Origin of the sequence: Cupriavidus basilensis (assembly GCF_029335485.1) — a bacterium.
Taxonomy (GTDB): domain Bacteria; phylum Pseudomonadota; class Gammaproteobacteria; order Burkholderiales; family Burkholderiaceae; genus Cupriavidus; species Cupriavidus basilensis_E.
Genome location: NZ_JARJLM010000092.1, coordinates 1 through 24,103, shown reverse-complemented (window position 1 = coordinate 24,103; position 24,103 = coordinate 1). Strand labels below are relative to the sequence as shown.

Below are 24,103 nucleotides of genomic sequence, written 5' to 3'. Positions count from 1 at the left end.
TCTCCCGTTGCGGTTCAAGCTGCATTGAGCATGGGCGAGGACCAGCCGTACTTCTGATCGAGCTCAAGTTCCTTGATGATCCGAAGGCCATTGAGGAGCGGCGCCCCTTCCAGGCCGGTGAGGGGCTTGCGCAGGTCGCCAGCAGGCAGCCCGACCGCTTTCATCAGCGACTTGATGGCAACCGGGTTGATTGCCGAGTAGGCGTAATGCAGCAATTGCAGGTTTCGCAGGTATGCGCTGCGGAAGCTGACGGAGACGTCCGCCGATGTCCAGGGCCGGGAAATCAGCGCCAGCTCTGCAGGTGCAATATTGCCTGTCATGTTTGCCGTGCCGTGGCCGCCCAGGCTCATCGTCGGGACGACTAGTCCCAGGTTGGGCGAGTCGCAGCACATCACGGACACATCCGGCGCACCGCGCAGCACCTGTGCCACTTGTCCCACGCGCGTGGTTGATTCTTTGTGGACGACATAGTTGGGATGCTTGAAGATGCGCAGCAGGCTGTCCCAATGCAGATCGGTCTTTACCCGAGGCGGGTTATTGTAGATGCCGAGCGGCAGGTCAGTCGCGTCGGCGACGTCGAGAAAGTAGCGCTCGATGTCGGCCTCCGATGCGCAGATGTAAGAAGGCGCTGCCAGAATGGCACCATCCGCGCCGTTGGCTTTGGCAAAGGAGAGATAGTCCTTGGTTGCCTCGGTGTTGTTACCGGTGCAGCCATAGAACAGCTTCATCTTCCCGGTCTTCATCTTTGCGGTCTCGGCAATGATGGCCTGGCGCTCTGCTTGCGAAAGCATTGAGACTTCACCGGTGGACCCCATAATCAGCACCGCTGCAGTGCCATTGTCCTCCTGGAACTTCAGCAACTCGCGAAAGGCACCGAAGTCGGTGCTGCCGTCCTTGTTGAAGGGGGTGATGAGGGCGACAAAGGACCCTTCAATCTTCATCTTGCTCATGTCATGTCTCCGTTGTTAAGTCAGATAGGTGTAATTGCAGCTAGGAATCAAACTGACGAAGCAATTCTGTTCTTCAGGTCGAGCAGGTCTGGTCGGCGCAGGCTTCTTTATTTTGTGCTCGGGATTCACGCGCAGAGAGCGCCAGCAGGCCTCGCTGGAGATCGTCGATGAGATCCTGCGGATCTTCGAGGCCCACGTGCAGACGCACGGCTTGCCCTTGGTAGGGCCAGCGAGCGCCGGTACATCCCTTGCCTGGCGTGAAAGGGATCACCAGGCTTTCATAGCCGCCCCAGGAAACACCCACGCCGAAATGCTCAAGGGCGTCCACGAAGGCTTCGAGCGAAGCTTTTGAACTCGCTCGCAGCACCACCGAGAAGAGGCCGCATGCACCGGTGAAATCACGCTCCCAGAGTGCGTGTCCCGGATGGGAGGGCAGGGCGGGATGCAAAACCGCTTCGACCTGCGGCTGCCGCTCCAGCCATTGGGCGACACGCAGCCCGGATTCCCAGTGACGCTGCAGCCTGACCTCCAGCGTACGCAAACCGCGCAGTGCCAGATAAATGTCATCCGGGCCGGCGGTCTGCCCCATGTCCTGGGTAGTCTGTTTGACCTGCGCCCAGGTGTCTCGATTGCAGGTGACCACGCCGAGCATCGCATCGGAATGACCCACGATGTACTTCGTGGCGGCCTGGATCGATACGTCGACCCCGTGCGCGAAGGGCTTGTAGTAAAGCGGCGTCCCCCAGGTGTTATCCATGACCACATAAGCACCGTGCTTATGTGCCGCAGCGGAGATGGCGGGAATGTCCTGGATGTCGAACGTCTCGGACCCGGGCGATTCGACATATACGACACGTGTGTTGGGCCGCAATGACTCTTGGATCGACTTGCCGCCAACGGGATCGTAGGTCTCGACCTCGACACCGAAACGCGTCATCACTCGCTCCAGAAAGGCGCGCGTTGGCGAGTAGGCGCTGTCGGTCACAAGGATGTGGTCACCTGCGGACAGTAGTGCAGTTAGCGCAGTACTGATCGCGGCAAGGCCGGACGGAAAGACGAGTGATCGATATCCGCCCTCGAGAGCGGCAATGGCTTCTTCCAGCGCATGGGTCGTGGGTGTGCCATAGCGGCCATAGGTAGTTGCCCCCGGTTCTTCCGCGGCGCGAGCGCGTTTCATCTCTTCCCATTCGGCCATCGACCCCGCGAGGATGGTCGATGCCCTGAAGATCGGGGTGTTCACGACGCCGCCGAAGCGCTCTGGGTGGCGGCCGGCACTTACTAACTTGGTGCTTTCCTTCATCGGATCTCCATGGCTGTACTGTGCGGCCTTCATGTTTGTGATTGCCGCTGGAATTTCGATCAGCATAGGGAAACCGCCAGAGCAAATTAATTTCTTTTTAGGGGTGCATCAGTCCAAAAAAAGAAAAAATTTTCCTTTCCTGCGAACACAATCGTGAGTGGTTGAGTTATTCGATATAAACGCCTGCAATCCAGCCGAGGAGATCAAAATGACAACGGCGCTTCCCTTTGACCACACCCGCATCTATTTCCTACCGTGACCACTACCCGATTTCCGACCCTTTCGCACTGGGGCGCATACACGGCGGTAGTAGAGAACGGGAAGCTCGTTGAGTGTGAGCCGTTTCCGTACGACAGCGCCCCTTCACCCATCCTTCGGTCGATGCCGGGGATGGTGCATTCTGAATTGCGCATCCGGCGACCGGCAGTACGGCGCGGATGGCTCCGCGACCGAGAGCGGGCAAACCGCAGCCGGCAGGGTACAGATGACTTCGTCGAGGTGGACTGGGACACTGCCCTGGACCTTGTGGCAGGCGAGTTGGCACGGGTGCGCGCCACCCATGGCCCTGCATCGATCTTCGGCGGCTCGTATGGCTGGTCATCTGCAGGCCGCTTGCATCATGCCCGCACGCTGACGCATCGCTTTCTGTTCGCCAGTGGCGGATGCACTACGCAGGCCGGCAACTATAGCTGGGGCGCCGCCCAATTCCTGCTGCCACACGTGATCGGTACCTACGCGCCGGTAACCGGAAGGGTGACCGATTGGCGTAGCATCCTTGAGCACACGCAGCTGTTCATCGCCTTTGGCGGCATTCCGCTGCGCAACACACAGATCACCTCTGGCGGAGCGGGCCTGCATAGCTCGCACCAGTGGATCGAGCGCGCAAAAAGTTCCGGTGTGCGTTTCGTCGTCGTCAGCCCTACTCGAGCAGATATGCCCGACGGCTTGAAGGCCCGGTGGGTGCCGATCCGGCCGAACACCGATACCGCGCTGATGCTGGGCATGGCGCATACGCTGCTTTCGCGCGGCCTGCATGACGCGCGGTTTGTCTCCCGCTATTGCGAGGGCTTCGACGCTTTCGCGGCCTATCTGCTGGGCCGCGAAGACGGTCAGGCCAAGGACGCCCAATGGGCGGAATCGATCTGCGCCGTTCCTGCCCAGACAATCGTCGAACTGGCCACCGAGGCCGCCAGCCATCGCGCGCTGATGAACTGCACCTGGTCGTTGCAGAGGGCTCACCATGGCGAGCAACCCTACTGGGCCTGCATCGCACTGGCGGCCATGCTCGGTCAGATCGGCCTTCCGGGGGGTGGTTTCGCGTTCGGACATGGCTCCATCAACGGCGCCGGAACACCTCGGCCCGAGGTTGCAGCACCGGAGATGAGTGCTGGCACCAATCCTGCGAACAGCTCGATCCCCGTGGCGCGAATATCGGATATGCTGCTGAGTCCAGGGGATCGCTACGATTTCAATGGCCGCGAAGGTATATATCCGGATATCCGCATGGTCTATTGGGCGGGTGGCAATCCTTTCCACCACCATCAGGACCTGAACCGGCTGGCACGTGCATGGCAGGTGCCGGAGACCATCGTGGTGCATGACAGTTGGTGGACTCCCACCGCACGACGTGCAGACATTGTCCTGCCGGCCACGACGACGTTGGAACGCAATGACATCGGCGGCTCGTCAAGGGACCGTTACGTGCTGGCGATGCACCAGGCGCTGCCGCCCCAGTTCAGCAGCCGCAACGATTTTGACATCTACCGTGATCTGGCGCTGCGCGCCGGCTGCGAGCCCGCGTTCAGCGGAGGCCGTGACGAGTTCGGGTGGATCCGCCACATCTACGACAGCATGGCGGCGCACTGGGTCGATGCGGGCTTCGACGCGCCGCCGTTTGAACAGTTCTGGGAGCAGGGGTACACCGAACTTCCGGAGCCGAGCGCGCCCTTCGTGCTGCTCTCGGATTTCCGTGCCGATCCGCAGACGCATCCCCTGAAGACACCCAGCGGCAAGATTGAGCTCTACTCCCACCGCGTTGGAGAGTTCGGTTATGAGGACTGCCCACCGCACCCTGCCTGGCTCCCGCCTGCTGAATGGCTTGGTGGTGCGGCTGCCCGGCATTGGCCTTTGCACCTCATTACATCCCAGCCGCCGGACAAGCTGCACTCCCAATTGGACGCCGGCAGCCACTCCATGGCCATGAAGGTCCGGGGCCGGCAGGCGATCCACATGCATCCGCTGGATGCTGCCGAACGCGGCATTATGGAGAACGATATTGTGCGTGTGTTCAATGAGCGCGGCGCATGTCTGGCCGGTGCATGCCTGGATGATGCGCTGATGCGCGGTGTCGTGGTGATGGCTACCGGCGCCTGGTTCGATGCGAGCGACAGTCTGCTCGAACGCCATGGCAATCCCAACGTTCTGACGATGGACCGTGGTACCTCCAGTCTGGCGCAGGCATCCAGCGCCCTTTCCGCGCTGGTCGAGATCGCGCCATGGTCGGAGGGTGAGCCGCCGGAAGTTCAGGCCTTTAAACTGCCGGTGGTGTGCCCGATAGCGAAATGAGCCGAAAAGACCATTCCTGGCCTGACTTTGAGGGACCGCTTGAGGAAGCGAAGATGTGCTCGAACTCCGCACTTCAGGTCGAAGGCTTCTTCGATCCCGATACTCGGACCATCAGCTACATGGTGCTGGACGCATCGAGCCGCCAATGCGCGATCATCGACAGCGTGCTGGGCTACGACCCGGGGACCGGCCGCACTTCGACCGTCAGCGCCGACAGGCTCGTGGCCCGCGTGCGCGAACTCGACGTACGGGTGCAATGGATTCTGGAGACCCATGTGCATGCCGATCACCTCTCGGCTGCCCCTTATCTGCAGCGCACGCTCGGCGGAACGCTGGCCATCGGCCGCCACATCACCGCCGTGCAGCGCGTCTTCGGAGCATTATTCAACACGGGCGGCAGCTTTGCCCGGGATGGCACGCAGTTCGACTGTCTGCTGGAAGATGGCGAGACCTTCGTGATCGGTGGCCTGCAGGTCCAGGCTCTCCATACACCTGGACATACTCCGGCCTGCATGACCTATGTCGTCAATGACGGGCGGAAAACGGCAGCCTTTGTCGGCGATACCTTGTTCATGCCGGACTACGGAACAGCGCGCTGCGATTTCCCTGGCGGCAATGCGCGAGCGCTTTTCCACTCCATCAAGAAGGTACTGAGCCTGCCGCCGGAGACTCGCCTGTACACGTGCCACGACTATCAGCCGGGAGGCCGTGAGCTACGCTTCATCAGTACGGTAGCCGAACAGCGCGAGCACAACATCCATCTGCGCAACGGCATCGATGAGGCTACCTTCGTTGCCATGCGCCAGGCTCGCGACGCGGGCTTGGCCATGCCGGCACTGATGCTGCCTTCTGTGCAGATAAACATGCGCGCCGGCCAATTTCCGCCCGCGGAGGATAACGGCGTCCGCTACGTCAAAGTTCCGCTGAATGCGATCTGATACTACAGGCAGCGGTTCAGTGCATCCGAGGTACATGAAGCCGGGTGCGGATGAATAGCGGCTGGCTGCACGTCGGTCGGGGATGACGGGCACCTGACTACGCGTAGTCCAACGGTAGCGCCGTGGTGTACTTGATCTGTTCCATCGCAAAGCTGGAGCTGACGTCGGCCAGCTCCGCCCCTTGGATCAGCTTCTTGTAGACTCGATCGTAGGCGGCGATATCCGGCACTACCACACGCAACAGGTAGTCGGTGTCCCCTGCCATGCGGTAAAGCTCGGTCACCTCCGGGATCGATGCCATTAACCCATGAAACTGGCTGATCCATTTCAGGTTGTGCTGGCTGGTGCGCACCGAGACAAAGACCGTGACGCCGGCATTCAGCTTGTCCGCGTCCAGCAACGCAACGCGCTTGAGGATCAGGCCGGCCTCTTCCAGTTTCTGGATGCGGCGCCAGCACGGCGTCGAGGTCAGGCCGACGCGCTCCCCGATTTCGGCCACGGGGACGGTGGCGTCTTCCTGCAGGATGGCAAGGATTTGTTTGTCGTAGCGGTCCATGTCCATTAGGGGGGCTATGTCAGGATCGAGCGGTTACCCGCGCACGGTAGAGCTAGCGCCAGTGCGTGCTAAGCGTCCGCTGTCTGTACCACGAGGTTTACGCCGGTGGCAATGTGGTCGTGATGCACGCCGTAGAGGTGCAAGGAGAGCGCGATGTCGTCGCTGGCATTGCCTAGCGCATGGATATGCTGTAGGCCATGGGGTGCGCTCACGGTGCTGCCGGTTTCTCGCACGACTGTGTTGGTTAATTTCGCTCGCTGGCTGGCGGGGTCCCATTGGTAGTGCTGCTCGCGCAGCGTGCCACGCAGCACCCGGTAGGCGCACCAGGTCCGGTGGCCATGAATCGGACTCGACTGGCCCGGTCGCCAGACCAATACCATCGCCGAGAAGCGGCCCAGTGGATCGACATGGACAAGGTGGCGAGCATAGGTGTCCGGTTTGCCAAGCAGCGCGCCCGGCGGCAGCGTAGCAAGCAGCGCGTCTGTGTCTTGCAGATGGGCCGCGATGTGGCTGGCTACCATCCGCGCGCAGTCGGCGAAGCTGGCCTCGATGTCGAGCGCCAGCTGGTCGAGCGGTGTGACGGACAGGGAGAGAAAAGGTGAAACTGCGGAACGTGCGGAAATCGGTGGCGATCCGGTTGGCATGGCAGGCTCCTTGGCGTCGACAGATGTATCCATGATATGAATGTGCCAGGAGCACAGGCGTGCGAACCGCGGTTTCGTTTCACCAGAAATTGCAAGTTCATTCCTATACAAGTTTAAATGGAGGAATAATATGCTCAAGCCCGCCGGCAATGAGGAATGCTTGGTATCGGGTCTCTGCGGACGTGGCGGTTTTTTTTAAAGGACTAGGACCTTGGCAACGGCAAGTGCCGCCTCGACCTGTGCCCGCTTGCGCGTGGCGATCGGCTCGGCGACGGTCAGGGAGACTGTCCCCCGCAGCCCCGGTTCGGTGTGAATCCTGTGCGATGTCGTGGATGCGGAACCCGGGGCCACGCCGGGCGGAAAGACGGCCGCATCGGCATCGTGCGATTGCAGCAGCAGCTTGCCCTGGTCGTCACGGACCACGTAGGTCAGCAACTCGTCGAGCGCAAGTACGGCTGCGATGCGGCTACTGCTGCCAGCATCGCCCTCCGCATCGCGCCCTAGGATGTGCATGATGGCCAGCGGCAGCAGGCGCTGGGCCGTCTGCTGCAGCGCGCTGTCCGACACGCGATCGACTTCGCGGCGCAGCACGTAGAACGAAGCCGCCGCCGTTGCACAGGACAGCACGACCAAGCCTGCCACCAGCGCCCATAGTCAGTCCCGCCTGAACCGGTAGCCGAGCCCGCACGGGGTCTCGAAGACGGCATCGGCGCCGAGCTTCTCACGTAACCGGCTCATATGGACCTCGATGGCATTGCTTCCAATCTCTTCACTGAAGGAATAGAGGCGCTCTTCGAGCCGCGCCTTCGACACAATCATCCCTGGATGCTGGATCAGCGCTTCGAGCAACGCCCATTCACTGGCTGTCAGATCAATACGGGCATCGCCGCGTATCACGCCAAGGTGCTGTTCTCGACTCCCCAATCGGCTATTCCGAGCGGAGTTTCAGTGTTGACGCACCGAAGCGCAGTTCAGTCCCAACCATCATGCCGGCCCTTCTTCAAACACCTTGCATAGTTGTGGCAAGCCGGCGGTTTATCCTTTCACCAGGCGGTTGCCTGCAACACCAACGCACAACGACGAAAAGAGCATAAGCACCGCGACGATTGCCATGCCCATTGGCAGGCTATGAAAGAGGCCTTGTACCCTACCGATGTACATTGGCGCAAGCCAACCGCCGAACAAGGCCCCAAAGGAGCTGATCAAGGCGATGGCAGCGGGCCTGACCTTTGCGGACAGGTATGTCTGAGGGATGGACCAGAAAATTGCCAGGGACGAGTAAACGCCGATGTTCGCCAGCATGAATCCGACGAGAGCGGTTGCTGCGCCGCGAGAAGCTGCCACCATGCCGAAGCCGGCCGCTGCCAAAAGCATGCAGGCGACTGCGTGCCACACACGCTCTTTCATCTTGTCGGAACGGCGAGACAAGTACGTCATACCCACAACACCTGCAAGCGGTGGTACTGCGGAGACAAAGCCGATAACCGAGAGATTGACGCCGTGCCCGTGCATGATTTGTGGCAGCCATATGCCGAGCGTGGCGTTGCCGCAAAAGATTCCGATGTAACCGATAGCCAGAATCCAAAGAACCGGACGACGCAGTAACTGCCCAAGCTTCGCGGACTTTTCATGGTGGACAGTTGTCTCGCGGTCGATTTGGGCCTGCAGCCATTCGCGTTCGGATGGGCTCAACCATTTCGCCTGATGAGGCCTGTCGGTCAAGTAGAAGATACCAATCACGCCGAGTAGCACCGCCGGCAGCCCCTCAAGTATGAACAGCCACTTCCACCCCGGCACTCCGAGGGCACCGTCGAGCTGCAGAATGGCTCCGGACACGAGCGACGCCAGGATGTATGCCGACGGAACCGCGTATGTGAAAGCGGCGTTGTAACGGGCGCGGTAACTCTGCGGAATCCAGTAGCTGAGAAACAGAAAGACGCCGGGAGTGAGTCCCGCTTCTGCCATGCCGAGCAGGCCGCGGACGAGGTAGAAGCTATGTGGGCCTGTCACGAATGCCATCGACATGGTGACCACGCCAAACAGCATCGCGATACGCGTCAACGTGATGCGCGCCCCGAATCGGGCGAGAGCCAGATTGCTGGGTACTTCAAACAGGGAGTATCCGAGGAACAGGATGCCCACGCCGATTCCGTACATCTGCGGAGTAAGGCCAAGGTCCTTGTTCATTGAGAACGATGCAAATCCCAAATTGCCGCGGTCCAGCACCGAAACGACGTACAGCGCAATTACGTACCACATCAGGCGCCGACCGACCTTCCTGACAATGGCGTCGCCTGAGGCTTTATCGGCACTTTCACTGCTTGTGGCCTCGAGTGAGGGGCGCATGGGGGCTGAGGACGCTTCCATTTTGTCTCCGAATCTGTGTGGTGGGACCACTTTGGTAGGTGCACTATAGAAAAGTTGTCGCAACGAGCGATATTCGGACAATCCCTAAGGTCAGTTTGACGTGCGTTTTATGGCCGGCAGCTTCGCAATGTGACGAGTGCCTGCGCAGATGAAACCCCGGCACCATGCAGTTGGCGGGGAGATCAGGGTTAGTACTGATTTATTGATGCCACTATCGCCCTACAATTGGCCCTACCAGATTGGACTACCAAAAAAGGACCTCACATGCTTTCTCGCGAAGACAACGAACTGCTGGTGCGCGTCGGCCAGGGGACGGCCATGGGCACGCTGATGCGGCTGTACTGGATTCCCTTTCTCAAGTCTTCTGAGGTAACGCCTGGTGGCCAACCTTACCGTGTGCGGCTGCTCGGTGAGGACCTGGTCGCATTCCGGGACAGCAGCGGGAAAGTAGGTTTGGTGGACCACGCATGCCCCCACCGCGGAGCACCGATGGTGTTCGCTCGTAACGAGGACGAAGGCTTGCGTTGCGTCTATCACGGCTGGAAGTTCGAAGTGAGCGGACAGTGCAAAGAGATGCCTTGCGAGCCGGCAGGCAGCCCGATGTGCAAGCGCATGAAAATCAAGGCTTACCCTGTCAAGGAGCGCAATGGCGTCCTGTGGGCTTACATGGGCGCCGACGCCGAGAATGCCCCGGAGCTTCCAGAAGTGGAATGGAACATGGTGCCTGAGGAGCAAGTCGCAATTTCCATGCGCGTACAGGAGTGCAACTGGCTGCAGGCGCTCGAAGGCGAGATTGATTCCGCGCATGCCGCCATCCTCCACGGCCGTGTCGGAGAGGGTGGCGTGATCAATCAATGGCGCCAGGCGCAGGATTTGAGCCCAACGTTCGAGTGCGTGCAGCACGATGCCGGCGTCAGCATCGGAGCCCGACGCAAGACCCCGGATGGTGCCAACTATGTGCGCGTCAATCAGTTCCTCATGCCCTTCTGGACGCTGGTACCCCCGCAATCCCAGTTTCCCGAACTGAGCGGCCATGCGTGGGTTCCTATTGATGACGAGCACACGTTATGCCTGATGTTCTCGTACCACCCAGCCAAGCCGTTCTATGAGAAGACGCGCAAGCTTTTCAAGGAAGGGCACAACGGGCGCGAGACGGGACATCATTCAGAAGTCGCATTTGAGAAGCGTCCGGTCACTGAGCCGTATCACACGTACTGGAGCCGCTACAACCGCAGCAACGCTTACCAATTCGACTATCAGCTCCAGATGGACAAGTACAACTCCGGCATGCCGGGCCTGTGGATTCAGGATGCAGCTTGCCAGTCGGGCGTGACGCCGATTTTCGACCGTAGCAAGGAACACCTCGGCACTAGCGACACCGGAGTAGCCCGGACTCGACGTGTGCTGCTTGAGGCAGTAAGGAAACTGGCTGCTTCCGGCGAACGCCCTCTCTCAAGCAACGTGCCGGGCGCTTTCCGTTGGCGGGCAGTATCGCTGACGATTCCCCTTGGCGGAGACTGGATGAAGCTGGGCGAAGACGTCATGCGCGCAGAGCCGGGCAAGGACTTTGGCTACACCCCCTGACGCGTAGTACTGGATATGAGCATGAACACCTCGCTGATTGAAATTCGCTTGAAGCGAATCACCTTCGAAGCAGAGAGAATCTCTTCGTTTGACTTTGTTTCCGCTGACGACAGGTCCCTGCCAGGCTTCCACCCTGGCGCGCACATCGACCTGCATCTCCAGCCGGGTATGGTCCGCAGCTATTCCCTCGCAAATGCAGCAGCGGCGGACCCTGCGTATTACCGTGTTGCAGTTCAGCGCGAACCCGACGGCCGAGGTGGCTCACGTTGGGCCCATGACAAGCTTCGCGTCGGCGACACGTTGTGGGCCACGGCACCCCAAAACGATTTTCCTCTCGATGAATGTGCCTCATGCGCCATATTTTTCGTCGGCGGAATTGGCATCACGCCCGTGCTGCCAATGATTCGCAGGCTCGACGCGATTGGGCGCGAGTGGAGACTGATGTACGCCAGTCGTTCTCATAAGGAGACCGCATTCACCGAGGAGCTTCGGCGAATCGACGCAGGACGTGGGCGCGTCTGCCACTTCCATGACTCCGAACCGGGTCAGCGGCTAGATATCAGCGCCACTGTGGCCACGCTTGCTCAAACCACGCACGTGTATTGCTGCGGCCCCACACGGATGATTGACGACTTCCTGGCAGCTACCCAAGCAAGGAACCCCGCCACGGTTCACTATGAACGCTTCTCTGCCACGCAACAGGCGGCCATGGAAGGCGGTTTCGACGTGGTTCTTCACAAGAGTGGCGCGAGGTTACGCGTCGAACCCGGGAAGACCATCCTCGACGTGCTGTTGGATAATGACGTGACAGTGCCCTATTCCTGCTGCAACGGCGTGTGCGGGAGCTGCCGAACTGGAATTATCGACGGCCAGGCAGACCACCGAGACGACTTTCTCAGCGACGAGGAGAAGCAAGCCAACCAGTCCATCATGGTTTGCTGCTCCGGCGCCCGCTCCAAGACGCTGGTGCTCGACCTTTGATGGCAGGCTACAGGGCTCAGAACGGACAATGGAAACCACATCATGACCAACGTACAAGAAGCCACCGCTGAATCCCGACCTAGCGCCGGCTCGAATGTTATCGCCGGCATCCTGGCATATCTACAGGACCGGCGTCTGCAGCCAGGAGACCGCTTGCCTTCAGAGCGGGATTTGGCGGAGCGTCTTGGCGTGGGTCGAAATGCCGTACGTGAAGCGCTATCGACTCTTGTGACGCTGCGGGTGGTTGAGTCGCGGCCGAATTCCGGCATCTATCTGCGTCACATGTCACGCGAGAGCAGCTTCGAGGCCCTCGTGCTGCTGACCGACATCGGCGCAACGCCTACCCCCACTGAAGTCACTGAAACGATGGAAGTGCGGGCACATCTTGAGTTGCTCGCCGTTAGCCTGGCTTGCCAGCGCCGAACTGATGAGGACGTGGCCCGCATGGAAGCCATCCTTGCACGGACTGACGCAATTCTCGAAGCTGGCGGGAACATCGCGGAAATGGACACGGACTTCCATATCGCGGTGGTCGATGCAGCACACAACTCTGTGCTCGTTCGCACCCTCAATGCCTTCTATCGCTTCACCGCGCGCCGAAGAGCGGTTCTTTTCGAGGACCGGACGCAAGGTCTGGCGTCGGCGCGCGAACACCGCCAGATGCTCGAGCACATTCGAAATCGCGACATTTCGAAGGCAGAACGCCTAATCCTGCAGCATATGGACCGGGCGACAACTTACTGGTCCAGCTACCTGGAAACCTGACCCAAGCGGCCACCTGAGCCGCAGCCCCCAACCAGGAGACTTACCATGCGCACCCGGCCTTCGCACCTGCGTGCAATGCTCCCGTTCGCCCTTTTTCTGCTGGCCACGCTCGCTTTGGCCAAGGAATTCCCAGAAAAACCCATCCGGCTAGTTGTTCCCTACGCCGCCGGCGGCAGCACAGATCAACTCGCACGCATCATTCAGAAGCCAATGCGCGAGTACCTCGGCCAACCCGTCGTGGTCGAAAACAAGCCCGGGGCAGGCGGAGCGCGACGAAGTGGGTCAATGGAACCCAGTTCTTACGAAATTCGACATTCACCTCTGAGCCAAATCACGCCATGCTAGACAACCTCGAAGCCGACTTTCTGCCCCATGTTCCCCGCCCGGCAGGGGCACCGACCGCGTTGGAGGGCCTCCGTGTGGTGGACTTTACTCACTTCATTGCAGGTCCTTTCGCCACGATGATGCTGGCGGACATGGGAGCAGATGTCATCAAAATCGAAGCACCGGGCCGCGGCGATGATTTTCGCCAGTACCCACCGGTCCACACGGACCTTGGACAAGGCGCACCATTCCTGTGGTCCAACCGTAACAAGCGAAGCATCGCCATCGACTTGAAGACGCCTGAAGGGCTTCAGGTGGCGCGGGAACTGATTGCCAGCGCAGACGTCGTCGTGGAGAACTTTTCGACCGGTGTCATGGAGCGATTCGGCCTTGACTATGCGAGCTGCAAAGTCGGCAATCCGCGCCTCGTCTATTGTTCGGTTTCCGCGTATGGCCGAAGCGGTGCATATGCCGACCGCCTTGGCTTCGACCCAATCGCACAGGCCGAAAGCGGCTTCGTTTCCATGAACGGCTATGCTGACCGTGAAGGCGTTCGAGCATTGTCGCCGGTGATGGACATCAGCACTGCCATGATGGCATGCAACGCCATCCTTGGAGCCTTGCTGTCGCGCGAGAAGTCTGGCAAGGGGCAAGCGGTCGAGATTGCTCTATTCGACAACGCAGTGCTGATGACTGGTTACGCCCCGATGCAACATCTGTTCAGCGGCGCTGACCCTCAACGGCACGGCAATACCAGCCCTGATACGTGTCCTTCCGGTGTGTTTAAAGCCAGGGACCGCTCCTTCTACATCAATTCCGGTAACAACGGCATCTTTCAGCGGCTGATGACTCAAGTCATCGGCCGGCCGGACTTGGCAACGGACCCGAACTATGCAACCGGTGATTTGCGCAGAGCACGCCGAGAAGAGCTCTTCGAGATTCTGGGACAGGCATTCGCCGAGCATCCCTGGAGCCATTGGCAGGGTCTCATGCGCGCCGCAGGTGTCCCAAGCGGTGAAGTACGTAGCGTGGGGGACGCCATTCGGTCACCAGAGGCGCGTGAAAGCCGAATCGTGAGCCGAATTCCCCATCCAAAGGTCGGCTGGGTTCCGAATATCTCCTTGCCCATCCGCTATAGCGATACGCCCATGGTCGACCCAACACCGGCCCCGGCAGTTGGGGAACACACACTTGAAGTCCTGCGAGCCGTGCTTGGCTATGACGACGGGAAAGTCGAAGCGCTTCGCTGCGCCGGCGCGTTGGGTAAAGACCATCGCGCACTGACGAAGGAATCTGCATTGTGACTCGCACGTTGAAGGGCCAAGTTGCGGTAATCGGCATCGGCGAAAGCCAGTATTACCGCCACGGGAAGTCACCCGACAGCGAGTTCAAACTCGCACTACAGGCGATTCTCGCTGCTTGCAAGGATGTCGGAATCAGCCCGCGCGAAATTGACGGTTTCTCGTCATTTAGCGATGACCGTAGCGACCCCTCTCGGCTGGCTGCGGCCCTCGGCATTCCCAGACTGCGTGCTACCACCATGCAATGGGGAGGTGGCGGTGGCGGCTGCTGCGGTGCCGTCGCCAATGGTGCCGCCTCGATACAAGCCGGCCTGGCGGACTGCGTCGTCGTATTTCGTTCTCTCGCCCAAGGCCAGTTTGGAAGATTCGGGCGAACCACAGGCATTGATACGATTTCAGGCGAAAAGGCGTACCTGATGCCTTATGGGGTCCTGACCCCACCTCAGCGCTTCGCCATGCGCGTGCGTCGGTTCATGCATGACCACGGCGTCCGACAAGAGGCGCTGCGAGCCATCGCCTTGGCCTCCTATCACCATGCGCAGTCGAATCCGCGGGCGGTCATGTACGGCAAGCCACTGGACGAAGAGAAGTACGACCAGTCTCGATGGATTGCGGAACCGTTTCACCTGTACGACTGCTGCATGGAGAACGACGGCGCAGCTGCACTGATTCTGGTTCCTGCTGAGCGTGCGAAGGATTTTCGCGGCAAGGCCGCGTACATCTTGGGCGCAGCCTCCGGGTCGGGCTACCGGACAGGCGCGATTCCGCATAACTCACCATTGTATGGCAGCGCGAGCTTCGACACCGTTGCGCCGGACCTCTTCCGAATGGCCGGCATCGGGCCGGCTGACGTCGGAGTCGTTCAGAGCTATGAGAACTTCACGGGCGGCGTGGTGATGGCGCTGGCCGAACACGGCTTCTTCAAACCTGAGGAAGCCAATGACTTCTTGACGCTCGAAAACCTGATTGCTCCATCGGGAAAGCTTCCGCTCAACACTAGCGGGGGCAACCTCGCCGAGTGCTACATGCACGGCTTCGAACTGGTGCTGGAGGCAGTTCGACAGATTCGTGGCACCTCATGCAACCAGGTGTCGCGTAATGACGTGGCGCTCGTAATCGGCGGCCCTATGGTCACCCCTGTTAGCAATCTATTGCTGGCATCGGAGGAGGCAACGCAATGACCCACGAAACCAGCGACATCGCATACCTGCCTTCAGGCCTCCCCATTCCCGTCCCCGAGCCGGAGGGGCTTTCTGCCCCATTCTGGAATGGCTTGCGCGAAAGCCGTTTGCTAGTCCAACGCTGCCAGCATTGCGAGACTTGGCAATTCGGTCCAGAGTGGCTCTGCCACCAATGCCACCAATTCGACCCCGGCTGGCAAGAGGCGGCCCCACGAGGCCGCATCTATAGCTGGGAACGCGTCTGGCACCCCTCGCACGACGCACTGAACGGGCATGGCCCGTACCTCGCGGTGCTTGTTGAACTGCCACACGCGGGGAATGTGCGCCTTGTGGGTAACCTTCTCGGAGACCCAATGCAAGAGGTCGTGATTGGCTCCGAAGTCGTAGGCGTATTCGAGCATCACCTCGATGCCAGTCCGCCGTTCTCGTTGCTGCAATGGCGTCTCTCCTCGTAAGTCCGCAGAATATGCCTGAATACGATTTGGTGGTGTGTGGCGCTGGAGCGGGGGGCATGTCTGCAGCGCTCACCGCGGCCCATCATGGACTTAGCGTTCTGATTTGCGAGGCGACAGACCAAGTCGGTGGCACGACGTCGACGTCTGCGGGGACGCTCTGGCTCCCCGGCAACCGTCACGGTCAGAAAGCCGGTTACGACGATAGCATCGCAGCTGGCCAGCAATACCTGGACGCGTTGATTGGCCCTGACGACCATCTCGGTCGTCGACAGGCATTTTTCGAGAGTGCAGGCCCGGCCATCGAATTTCTTGAAGAACGATGCGAACTCGCTTTTGTTAGCGCTGGCCGACATCCTGACTATTTGGAGCTGCCAGGCGCCGCCGGGTGCGGCCGGGCGCTGTCTCCGGTCGAGTTCGACGGCCGTCGGCTGGGGGCAGATTTCGACAGGGTTCGCCCTCCGCTAAAAGACTTCCTAATCCTTGGCGGGATGATGGCGAACAAGTCCGATGTCCAGGCTTTGGTACAGCGCTACCGGTCATGGCCAGCATTTCGCCGAACACTTCAGCTTGTGTGCCGGTATGTTCGCGACCGCCTTTCGTACGCGCGGGGCACCCGGCTTGTCATGGGCAACGCACTGGTAGCCAGGATGCTCCTTGGCTTGCGCAAGGCAGGTGTTGAGATTCGCTTTGGCACCCGTCTGCTCAAGCTGGAAAAGACCGGGAATCGCGTCAGTTCCATTGCCGTCGAGTCGGCCGGGCAATGCGAACACATCAGGGCTCGTATCGGCGTAGTGCTTGCTACGGGCGGCATTGGACACAACGCCGCCCTTCGCCGGCAACTAGACCCGAACGCATTCGACTCACTAACGCCGCAAAGTGTGCGCGGGGACGCCCTGGTTGCGGCCCGGGAGGTAGGCGCGAAGTTCGAGCACCAAGCGCGTGACTTCTTGTGGCAGCCGGTCTCCCGCGTCCCAGATGGAGCTGGCGGGTATCGGCTATTCCCCCATCTCTATCTTGACCGCGCAAAGCCCGGTCTCATCGCAGTGAACAGGGCGGGAAAGCGCTTCGTCAACGAAGGGGCTTCCTATCACCACTTTGTAGAGGGAATGCTGGGCGATGAGGAGGGCTCGGCCGGCAACCTACCGGCGTATCTCGTGTGCGACCACAAGTTTGTGGAGAAGTATGGCATTGGAATCGTTCCTCCTGGCACACGAAATCTGAGAGCGTTTGAGCGCTCGGGGTACCTGGTGTCCGCCCCCACCATCTCAAAGCTGGCGGAGAAGCTCGGGGTTGACTCCGCGGGACTACAGGCCAGCGTTATACGACAGAACGAACGCGCCGAACAGGGCCGCGACCTCGAGTTCTGCAAGGGGGAAACTGCAGTGAGTCGGTTTAACGGGGACGACAAGGAGCGGCATCCTTGCTTGGGGCCGATTCAAGCACCGCCATTCTGCGCGGTACAGGTCTTTCCTGCCGACGCGGCAAGTTGTTCGGGTCTCAGGACGGACCAAGATGGTCGGGTGCTTACTGGAAACGACGCACCTCTTGAAGGGCTCTATGCCTGCGGCAATGACATGGCATCGGTCATGAGGGGCTCCTACCCAGGACCTGGCGCGACACTCGGACCTGCGATGGTCTTCGGGTATCGGGTTGGAATACATGCCTTTCGCACTGCCAAGCAATGATGGTGGCTGAGACGGAACACGGAGACATGATGAATCGGGACGGCACTACAGTATCTCAACCATCCAATGGCGTGCATGATCGCGGGCCGCTTCATGGAGTCCGTGTTGTCGAATTCGCGGGCCTGGGCCCCGGCCCCTTTGCCTGCATGCTACTGGCCGACATGGGGGCCGATGTTGTTCGCATCGACCGCCCTGGTGCCAAGCCACGGCATCCCAAGGACCTGATTGGCCGAGGCAGACGCACAGTCCATCTGGACCTGAAGGACAGCGAAGACCGAAGGCGCGTCCTCGGACTGCTTGAACATGCGGATGCGCTGGTTGAAGGGTTTCGGCCGGGCGTCATGGAGAGGCTGGGGCTCGGACCGGAACTAGTTGAGCAAATCAATCCACGCTTGGTTTATGGTCGGATGACTGGTTGGGGGCAAGACGGACCACTCGCACAAGCTGCCGGTCACGATATTAACTACATCGCCCTAAGCGGGGCATTGGCGGCCATTGGTGAAGGCGGCTCGCCTCCCATTCCTCCGCTTAATCTTGTAGGAGATTATGGCGGTGGCAGTCTATACCTTGTTGTCGGAATGCTGGCCGGTTTGCTGGAGGCTCGCAGCTCCGGCCGCGGCCAGGTGGTGGATGCTGCAATTTGCGACGGCGCCCTGTCGTTAATGAGCCTGGCCCAGGGCCAACGGTTGCGGGGCACATTCATGGAGCAGCGAGGGAGCAACATGCTCGATGGCGGCGCTCCCTATTACGCTTCATATCGGACAAGAGACGACAAGTTTGTTTGCGTGGGTGCGATCGAGCCGCAGTTCTTTGCGTTGCTATGCGTGAAGCTTGACTTGGACCCCGCGCTCCGCGATGCGCAGCATGACCGTCTACGCTGGCCCGCGTTGCGCTCCGAACTGACGCGGATCTTTCAGACGCAGACACAGGCAGAATGGGTGGCTCAACTCGAAGGAACGGATGCGTGCTTCGCGCCTGTGCTTGCACTGAGTGAGGTCTCAGGCCACCCGCATATGGCAGCACGCAGCGCCATGGTTGATGTTGATGGTGTGGCGTACCCGGCTCCGGCACCGAGGTTCTCCAGGACGCGCTCGACGATCGCCGAATGCAATGCTATGGACATTCAGGAAAGTGAAGCCATTGTCGGCGAATGGCGCCTAGCGGCGCCGGCGACTATCCGCTAAACCAGGCTGACAAGGCCGTACGGATAGCTGAAAAGACTCTCTGGCTAGCGACCAACGAAAACGGGGTCGCGCTTCTCCAGAAACGCGCGCAAGCCTTCCTGGCCATCGTCGGTGTCGTAGCAGATGTTCTGTGCCGCCGTTTCACGGAACAGTGCCTCCCGCATTCCCCCCTGGTGATGCTGCTGAACTGCGCGCTTGGCTAGCCGGATCGGCAGCGGAGCATTCAGCGCGATGCGCTGCGCCAGGTCCATCGCGGCAACCATCAAATCCCCCGGCTCGACGACTTGACTGACGATCTGCAAGCGAAGCGCGTCTTCCGCATCGATTGCGGCACCGGTGTAGATCAGTTCGAAGGCCTTTGATTGTCCCACGATAGTTGGCAGGAGGTAGGTACCACCGTAGTCGGGCATCAGACCTCGCTTGACATGGGATTGCGAGAAGATGGCTGTGCGCGACGCAATGCGAATATCCGCCGCCAGAGCGAGATTCATGCCGGCGCCCATGGCGGGGCCATTGACAGCCGCGATGACTGGCTTGCTTGCTTCATAGACTGCCAGCAGCGTTCGGTCGCGAGGCGGTTCGATCTTGTCAGCCAGCGGCCGGCCCTCGGTTACGCGACCATAGATCTCGCGCAGATCACCGCCGGCGCAAAAGGCCTTGCCGGCACCTGTCAGGACTACCACGCGCACTTGATCATTGTCGTTCGCCATTGCCATGGCCGCGACAATGTCTTCGCGCATTGTGCCGCCGAGCGCATTGCTGCGCTCAGTGCGGTTGAGCGTAATGATCGCTACACTGTCTCGCTGTTCGTATAGAACACATCCAAAGACCCGGTGCATGGGGTTGTCTCCAATAATTGCCTATTGGCCACTACATCGTTGTTGCTACCGAGCCTGTTCTTCGGTCGACCGACATCTGTACATGAGCGAAATCACCATGGAGTGCACCGTCTCTCCGCGTTGATTCTTGACGATGCGATCGCAAGTCACGACGCCCTGCTCGCCGCTGCTGGTCAGCTTCTTTTCCGTAGGCGTGATGAAAACCTGGATGGTGTCGCCTGCCTTGACCGGAAGGTGCATACGCCACTTGTCCAGACCAAGCATCGCGACAATGGTGCCGTCATTGATGCCGCTCAGGCATTGAAGTCCGCCTGCGATGGCCAGCACGAGGGGACCGTGCGCAATCGGCTCTCCATAGGGTTGCGTCTTGCAGAACTCATGGTCGATATGCGGCGCGTTGTGGTCGCCCGACAGGCAGGCGAAATTGACAATATCGGTCAGGGTGACGGTGCGTCGGGAAGTAACGATAGTCTTGCCGATTCCAAAATCCTCGAAATAGAGGCCACGTGGTCGATATTGAGCTGCGTTATCAGTCATTGCGTAATCCAGGAATTGAGGTTAGGCAAAAGAGCGGTCCATGCATCCGAAGACGCATGGATCATGTGAAGAAGAGTTTTGTTGGTCGGGCCGGCGGCATCTACTGCTTTTCAATGCGAGCAAGCTCCGCAATGCGTACATAGCGGGCTGTGTCACGAGCGATCAAGGACGTGTAGGCCTCGGGTGTCGATGACTTGGCCTCGATCCCGAGCAGGGAGAACTGGTGCCGTACTTCGCCGGATTCAACCGCCTTTACAATCTCCACATTTAACCGCCTGACAATCTCTGGCGGCGTTCCAGCCGGTGCAAGCAGGCCAAGCCAGCCGGTGAAATCGAAGTCCTTGTAGCCGAGCTCCTGCATGGTAGGGGTATCGGGCAGCGCATCCGAGCGCTTTGCGCTCAGCATGGCAAGAGGCTTGATACGGCCACTGCGGATATGAGGCAGGATCGGACCAACAGAGTCAGGAGCGACCGTGATCCTGCCGCCAACCAGATCGGTTTCAGCTTCAGTTGGGCCTTTGTACGGGATGGGAGCGATGTCCGTTCCCGCCTGCTGATTGAGGGATTCCATCGCGAGCTGATAGAGGCCGGCCGAACTGCCATAGGTCACGGTGCCCGGCGCCCGTTTCGCTTGGGCGATGAGATCCGAAATCGAGTTGATCGAGGCGTCCTTGCGAGTCACCAGCAGCAACGGCGTGGCGGCAACCAGCGAGATGGGCGTGAAGTGCTTGCGGGGATCGAAGGGGGGCGCCTTGAGCAAGGCGGGCGGCACCATTGTCGAGGAAGCACTCGACAGCACCAGGGTATAGCCATCCGGAATGCTGCGGGCGGTGGCCTGCATGCCAAGCATGCCATTGGCGCCAGGACGATTCTCGACAATGACTGGCTGCCCGAGCGGCGGTCCAATCCGCGCCGCCACGGCGCGCGCCGTGATGTCGGAGGTCGATCCCGCCGTGAATGGCACGATGATCCGGATCGGCCGGCTTGGGTAGGCGGGCTCGGCAGACACGCCAGCGCATGCCATGCTCATCGCTATTGCAACACCCGAAGAAAAAGCTGTTCTCATGTCCTGCGACCTCTCTCGTTCTCGCCTGATGGCGTGTTACAGGGATCAGTGCGCCTACGTCATGCGCAATGTGCGCCTTGATTCTCTTGCAATGCGGAGGCAAGCCAGTCAATGCCCGGCTCGTCTTCGAGGGCCAGCACGCGCTTTGCATAGGCAAGCGCGCTATCGCGCGAGATGCACCAGGAGACCAGTGCAACAAACTTTTCCACCAGATCGCTCGGGCTGAGCGGATTCGAAGGTGCCCCGCGCGGCGCATCCTGGTACAAAGTCTGTGACTGATCCGTGTGGCGGCGCCGGATCGAGACGTGGCTGCGTTCGTAGTGGTGCAGCGACGAATCGGCTGTGACACGGATGTTCGGCATGACCGCGCGCACATCGGGCCGGTTGAGATACTCGTGATGGTCGAGACTGTGTCCGGGCAGGATGACATCGAATCCACAAGCCGCGAGCGCGAGGCAATAGCGGATATCGAAGCGCGCCTCGTTCGCTGTGCGAGGGGTTTCGGCCTTGACCACCGCTTCATGGACATAGGCCGGCAGCCGGACCTCAATGTCGCACCCGGCAAGGCCACCCTGCCAATCACGCCGCAAGGCGACGAGTGCATCGACTGCGGAATGGATATAGCCGCAGCAGGCGTGTAGTTTGCGGCGTGGGGCGAGCAGCGCCCAGGTTTCCAATGCCACGCGCGCATTCTGATGGCCGTTTGTCGATACCGTCGAGAAGTATCCAAGGTCGCCGTCAAACAGGCGAAGCGGCCCGGTCATGCCATGGCTGGCATACTGAACCGCGGTGACGGCGGTGGCGGCAGGCTGCGCACCGAACAATATCGGCTTCACGGTGCCCCCCTGGCGGAAGATGACCTCCGCGGGGCACCAGCCCGCCAGTGCCCCGGAAATCACCAGCGCGTGGCGGGTCTGCTCCTCATTCAGGCCGCGCAAATGCGCCACGGCTGCTGCTGCGCCGACAGAGGATGGCAGCCCGACGGGCGTCAGACCCACTTCACTATACGGCTTCAGCGATGGGTACACAGCAGCGTAGACGGCGCTGGTCAATTCAATGGCGCGTACCACGGCTTCAATCAACTGGCGACCACTCGCGCCAACGGTTTCGGCGGTAGCGACAGCCGCGGTCACGCAACCGATGCTCGCGTGGCCACCGATCAGGTCGTTCAGCTCGAGGATGTCGCCCGCATAGCCGTTGGCGATGACGGCCGCTGCGATCGGCATTTTTCTGCCATGGATGAGTACGGAAGCGTGATCATCGCCCTGGGTCGGTGCGCCGGACCACCTGGCAACCAGCCTGGATTCGTCGGCCTGCATGCCGGCGACGATGCAGCCGATGGTGTCAAGAATGCAAAGCTTTGCCTGGGTGACGACGGCATCGGGCAGATTGTCGAAGCGACACTGCGCGGCGCGCGCATGGAGCCGGTCGACGAACATGGCGTCAGTAGTGATCGAAGTCATGATGGAGGCCCATAAGTTCGCAAGGAGCGTAGATGCGGCAAGTCTTGTCTTCGCGGGGCGCGAGCGGCTGGAGTCAAACGGCTGCCACCAGCTCTGGCACGACGGTGTTCAGATCGCCCACCAGGCCATAGTCGGCCACCGAGAAGATCGGCGCTTCGGCGTCCTTGTTGATCGCCACGATCACCTTGGAATCCTTCATGCCGGCCAGATGCTGGATCGCGCCGGAAATGCCGACGGCGATGTACAGCTGCGGCGCAACGATCTTGCCGGTCTGGCCGACCTGGTAATCGTTGGGCACGAAGCCGGCATCCACGGCGGCGCGGGATGCGCCCATCGCGGCGTTCAGCTTGTCGGCCAGCGGCGTCAGCACCTTGGTGTAGTTCTCGCCGGAACCCACGCCACGGCCACCGGACACGATGATCTTGGCGGCGGTCAGCTCGGGGCGGTCGCTCTTGGTCACTTCGCGCGAAACGAATTGCGAGATGCCGGCGTCGGCCACGGCCGGCAGGTTTTCCACGGCGGCCGAGCCACCTTCGGCAGCGGCGGCGTCAAAGCCGGTGGTGCGCACGGTGATGACCTTGACCTTGTCCGACGATTGCACGGTCGAGATCGCGTTGCCGGCGTAGATCGGGCGCTCGAAGGTATCCGGGCCGTCCACCTTGGTGATGTCCGACAGCTGGGCTACGTCCAGCTTGGCGGCCACGCGCGGCAGGATGTTCTTGCCGTAGGGGGTGGCGGGCGCCAGGATGTGGCTGTAGTCGCTGGCGATGGCCAGCGCTTGCTCGGCCACGTTCTCGGCCAGGCCGTCGCCGAAATACGGGGCATCGGCCAGCAGTACCTTGGACACGCCGGCGATCTTGGCGGCAGCGGCGGCTGCAGCAGCGGCGTTGGCGCCGGCCACCAGCACGTGGACGTCGCCGCCGCACTGGAGAGCTGCCGTCACGGTGTTCAGCGTGGCGCCCTTGATGGATTGGTTGTCGTGTTCAGCAATGACGAGTGCAGTCATGTTTTATCTCCTGGCGCGCTCAGATGACCTTGGCTTCGTTCTTCAGCTTTTGCACCAGCGTCGCAACGTCCGGCACCATCACACCCGCGCTGCGCTTGGGCGGCTCGACGACCTTGAGGGTCTTCAGCCGGGGCGCCACGTCCACGCCGAGATCTTCCGGCTTGACGGTGTCGAGCTGCTTCTTCTTGGCCTTCATGATGTTGGGCAGCGTCACATAGCGCGGCTCGTTCAGGCGCAGGTCGGTGGTCACCACCGCCGGCAGCTTGATCGACAGGGTCTCCAGACCGCCGTCCACTTCGCGCGTCACCGACGCCCGGCCATCGGCCACCACCACCTTGGAGGCGAAGGTCGCTTGCGGCAGGCCTGCCAGCGCGGCCAGCATCTGGCCGGTCTGGTTGGAGTCGTCGTCGAT

The 24,103-nt window shown here is 60.7% G+C and carries 22 protein-coding genes and 2 pseudogenes; 11 read left to right on the top strand and 13 right to left on the bottom strand.

From position 1 onward, the window contains the following. Window positions 1–14: 14 nt before the first annotated feature. Both P3W85_RS05480 and metC read right to left on the bottom strand, forming a co-directional pair. Entirely contained in the window at window positions 15–950 is a 936-nt protein-coding gene (locus P3W85_RS05480; protein ID WP_276264020.1) for a 4-hydroxy-tetrahydrodipicolinate synthase family protein, read from the bottom strand. 73 nt (window positions 951–1,023) lie between these two features. Beyond that, window positions 1,024–2,250 (bottom strand): cystathionine beta-lyase, encoded by a 1,227-nt coding sequence (metC, locus tag P3W85_RS05475; protein WP_276264027.1) that lies wholly within the window; start codon window positions 2,248–2,250, stop codon window positions 1,024–1,026. A gap of 255 nt (window positions 2,251–2,505) precedes the next feature. Between metC and P3W85_RS05470 the strand changes: the two genes are divergently transcribed. Together P3W85_RS05470 and P3W85_RS05465 are read left to right on the top strand one after the other, a co-directional pair. After that, window positions 2,506–4,815 carry a molybdopterin guanine dinucleotide-containing S/N-oxide reductase gene (locus tag P3W85_RS05470; RefSeq protein WP_276264019.1) on the top strand — a complete coding sequence of 770 codons (2,310 nt, stop codon included), beginning with the start codon at window positions 2,506–2,508 and terminating at the stop codon, window positions 4,813–4,815. Between the two features lie 53 nt (window positions 4,816–4,868). Continuing rightward, window positions 4,869–5,753: an MBL fold metallo-hydrolase gene (locus P3W85_RS05465; RefSeq protein ID WP_276264026.1), complete on the top strand. Its 885-nt coding sequence runs from the start codon at window positions 4,869–4,871 to the stop codon at window positions 5,751–5,753. 97 nt (window positions 5,754–5,850) lie between these two features. Here P3W85_RS05465 and P3W85_RS05460 read toward each other — a convergent pair whose 3' ends face one another. The 5 genes and pseudogenes from P3W85_RS05460 to P3W85_RS05440 all read right to left on the bottom strand — a co-directional run bounded on the left by P3W85_RS05460 (window position 5,851) and on the right by P3W85_RS05440 (window position 9,320). Then, entirely contained in the window at window positions 5,851–6,309 is a 459-nt protein-coding gene (locus P3W85_RS05460; protein ID WP_276264018.1) for an Lrp/AsnC family transcriptional regulator, read from the bottom strand. A gap of 68 nt (window positions 6,310–6,377) precedes the next feature. Then, on the bottom strand, window positions 6,378–6,953 hold the full coding sequence (locus P3W85_RS05455; protein WP_276264017.1) for a cysteine dioxygenase family protein: 576 nt from the start codon (window positions 6,951–6,953) through the stop codon (window positions 6,378–6,380). A gap of 198 nt (window positions 6,954–7,151) precedes the next feature. Further along, a pseudogene (locus P3W85_RS05450) lies at window positions 7,152–7,598 on the bottom strand (two-component sensor histidine kinase); the annotation flags it as partial. A gap of 9 nt (window positions 7,599–7,607) precedes the next feature. Further along, window positions 7,608–7,850: pseudogene (locus P3W85_RS05445) on the bottom strand (winged helix-turn-helix domain-containing protein); the annotation flags it as partial. 138 nt (window positions 7,851–7,988) lie between these two features. After that, on the bottom strand, window positions 7,989–9,320 hold the full coding sequence (locus P3W85_RS05440; RefSeq protein ID WP_276264016.1) for an MFS transporter: 1,332 nt from the start codon (window positions 9,318–9,320) through the stop codon (window positions 7,989–7,991). Window positions 9,321–9,584: 264 nt separating this feature from the next. Here P3W85_RS05440 and P3W85_RS05435 point away from each other — a divergent pair, with 264 nt between their 5' ends. The 9 genes from P3W85_RS05435 to P3W85_RS05395 are packed head-to-tail and all read left to right on the top strand — an operon-like array spanning window position 9,585 to window position 18,780. After that, on the top strand, window positions 9,585–10,904 hold the full coding sequence (locus P3W85_RS05435; protein ID WP_276264015.1) for a Rieske 2Fe-2S domain-containing protein: 1,320 nt from the start codon (window positions 9,585–9,587) through the stop codon (window positions 10,902–10,904). Between the two features lie 21 nt (window positions 10,905–10,925). Then, a complete protein-coding gene (locus P3W85_RS05430) occupies window positions 10,926–11,885 on the top strand; it encodes a PDR/VanB family oxidoreductase (protein ID WP_276264014.1) in 960 nt (319 codons plus the stop codon). A gap of 42 nt (window positions 11,886–11,927) precedes the next feature. Then, the gene (locus P3W85_RS05425; RefSeq protein ID WP_035806502.1) at window positions 11,928–12,650 is read left to right on the top strand and encodes a FadR/GntR family transcriptional regulator; all 723 of its coding nucleotides are present in this window, start codon (window positions 11,928–11,930) and stop codon (window positions 12,648–12,650) included. A 45-nt stretch (window positions 12,651–12,695) separates the two neighbouring features. Next, window positions 12,696–12,995 carry a tripartite tricarboxylate transporter substrate-binding protein gene (locus tag P3W85_RS05420; protein ID WP_346430244.1) on the top strand — a complete coding sequence of 100 codons (300 nt, stop codon included), beginning with the start codon at window positions 12,696–12,698 and terminating at the stop codon, window positions 12,993–12,995. After that, complete coding sequence (locus P3W85_RS05415; RefSeq protein ID WP_276264013.1) at window positions 12,989–14,278, top strand: CaiB/BaiF CoA transferase family protein; 1,290 nt, start codon at window positions 12,989–12,991, stop codon at window positions 14,276–14,278. Before P3W85_RS05420 ends, P3W85_RS05415 begins: the two co-directional genes overlap by 7 nt. Then, window positions 14,275–15,456, top strand: a complete 1,182-nt coding sequence (locus P3W85_RS05410; RefSeq protein ID WP_276264012.1) for a thiolase C-terminal domain-containing protein — start codon at window positions 14,275–14,277, stop codon at window positions 15,454–15,456. Before P3W85_RS05415 ends, P3W85_RS05410 begins: the two co-directional genes overlap by 4 nt. Further along, entirely contained in the window at window positions 15,453–15,911 is a 459-nt protein-coding gene (locus tag P3W85_RS05405; protein ID WP_276264011.1) for a Zn-ribbon domain-containing OB-fold protein, read from the top strand. The genes P3W85_RS05410 and P3W85_RS05405 overlap by 4 nt, the downstream gene beginning before the upstream one ends. Next, entirely contained in the window at window positions 15,893–17,596 is a 1,704-nt protein-coding gene (locus P3W85_RS05400; RefSeq protein WP_346430243.1) for an FAD-dependent oxidoreductase, read from the top strand. Before P3W85_RS05405 ends, P3W85_RS05400 begins: the two co-directional genes overlap by 19 nt. 26 nt (window positions 17,597–17,622) lie before the next feature. Further along, on the top strand, window positions 17,623–18,780 hold the full coding sequence (locus P3W85_RS05395; protein WP_276264009.1) for a CaiB/BaiF CoA transferase family protein: 1,158 nt from the start codon (window positions 17,623–17,625) through the stop codon (window positions 18,778–18,780). A 44-nt stretch (window positions 18,781–18,824) separates the two neighbouring features. On the opposite strand, the gene P3W85_RS05390 is transcribed toward P3W85_RS05395, so the two are convergent. The 6 genes from P3W85_RS05390 to P3W85_RS05365 form a co-directional block, all read right to left on the bottom strand. Continuing rightward, entirely contained in the window at window positions 18,825–19,619 is a 795-nt protein-coding gene (locus P3W85_RS05390; RefSeq protein ID WP_276264008.1) for an enoyl-CoA hydratase/isomerase family protein, read from the bottom strand. Between the two features lie 45 nt (window positions 19,620–19,664). Then, a complete protein-coding gene (locus P3W85_RS05385) occupies window positions 19,665–20,156 on the bottom strand; it encodes a MaoC/PaaZ C-terminal domain-containing protein (RefSeq protein WP_017224567.1) in 492 nt (163 codons plus the stop codon). Window positions 20,157–20,256: 100 nt separating this feature from the next. After that, window positions 20,257–21,222, bottom strand: a complete 966-nt coding sequence (locus P3W85_RS05380; RefSeq protein WP_276264007.1) for a Bug family tripartite tricarboxylate transporter substrate binding protein — start codon at window positions 21,220–21,222, stop codon at window positions 20,257–20,259. 59 nt (window positions 21,223–21,281) lie between these two features. Then, a complete protein-coding gene (locus tag P3W85_RS05375; RefSeq protein ID WP_276264006.1) occupies window positions 21,282–22,685 on the bottom strand; it encodes an MmgE/PrpD family protein in 1,404 nt (467 codons plus the stop codon). 73 nt (window positions 22,686–22,758) lie between these two features. Further along, window positions 22,759–23,691 (bottom strand): electron transfer flavoprotein subunit alpha/FixB family protein, encoded by a 933-nt coding sequence (locus P3W85_RS05370; RefSeq protein ID WP_276264005.1) that lies wholly within the window; start codon window positions 23,689–23,691, stop codon window positions 22,759–22,761. Window positions 23,692–23,710: 19 nt separating this feature from the next. After that, window positions 23,711–24,103 (bottom strand): electron transfer flavoprotein subunit beta/FixA family protein (locus P3W85_RS05365; protein ID WP_276264004.1); only part of this gene is annotated, 393 nt, incomplete at its 5' end.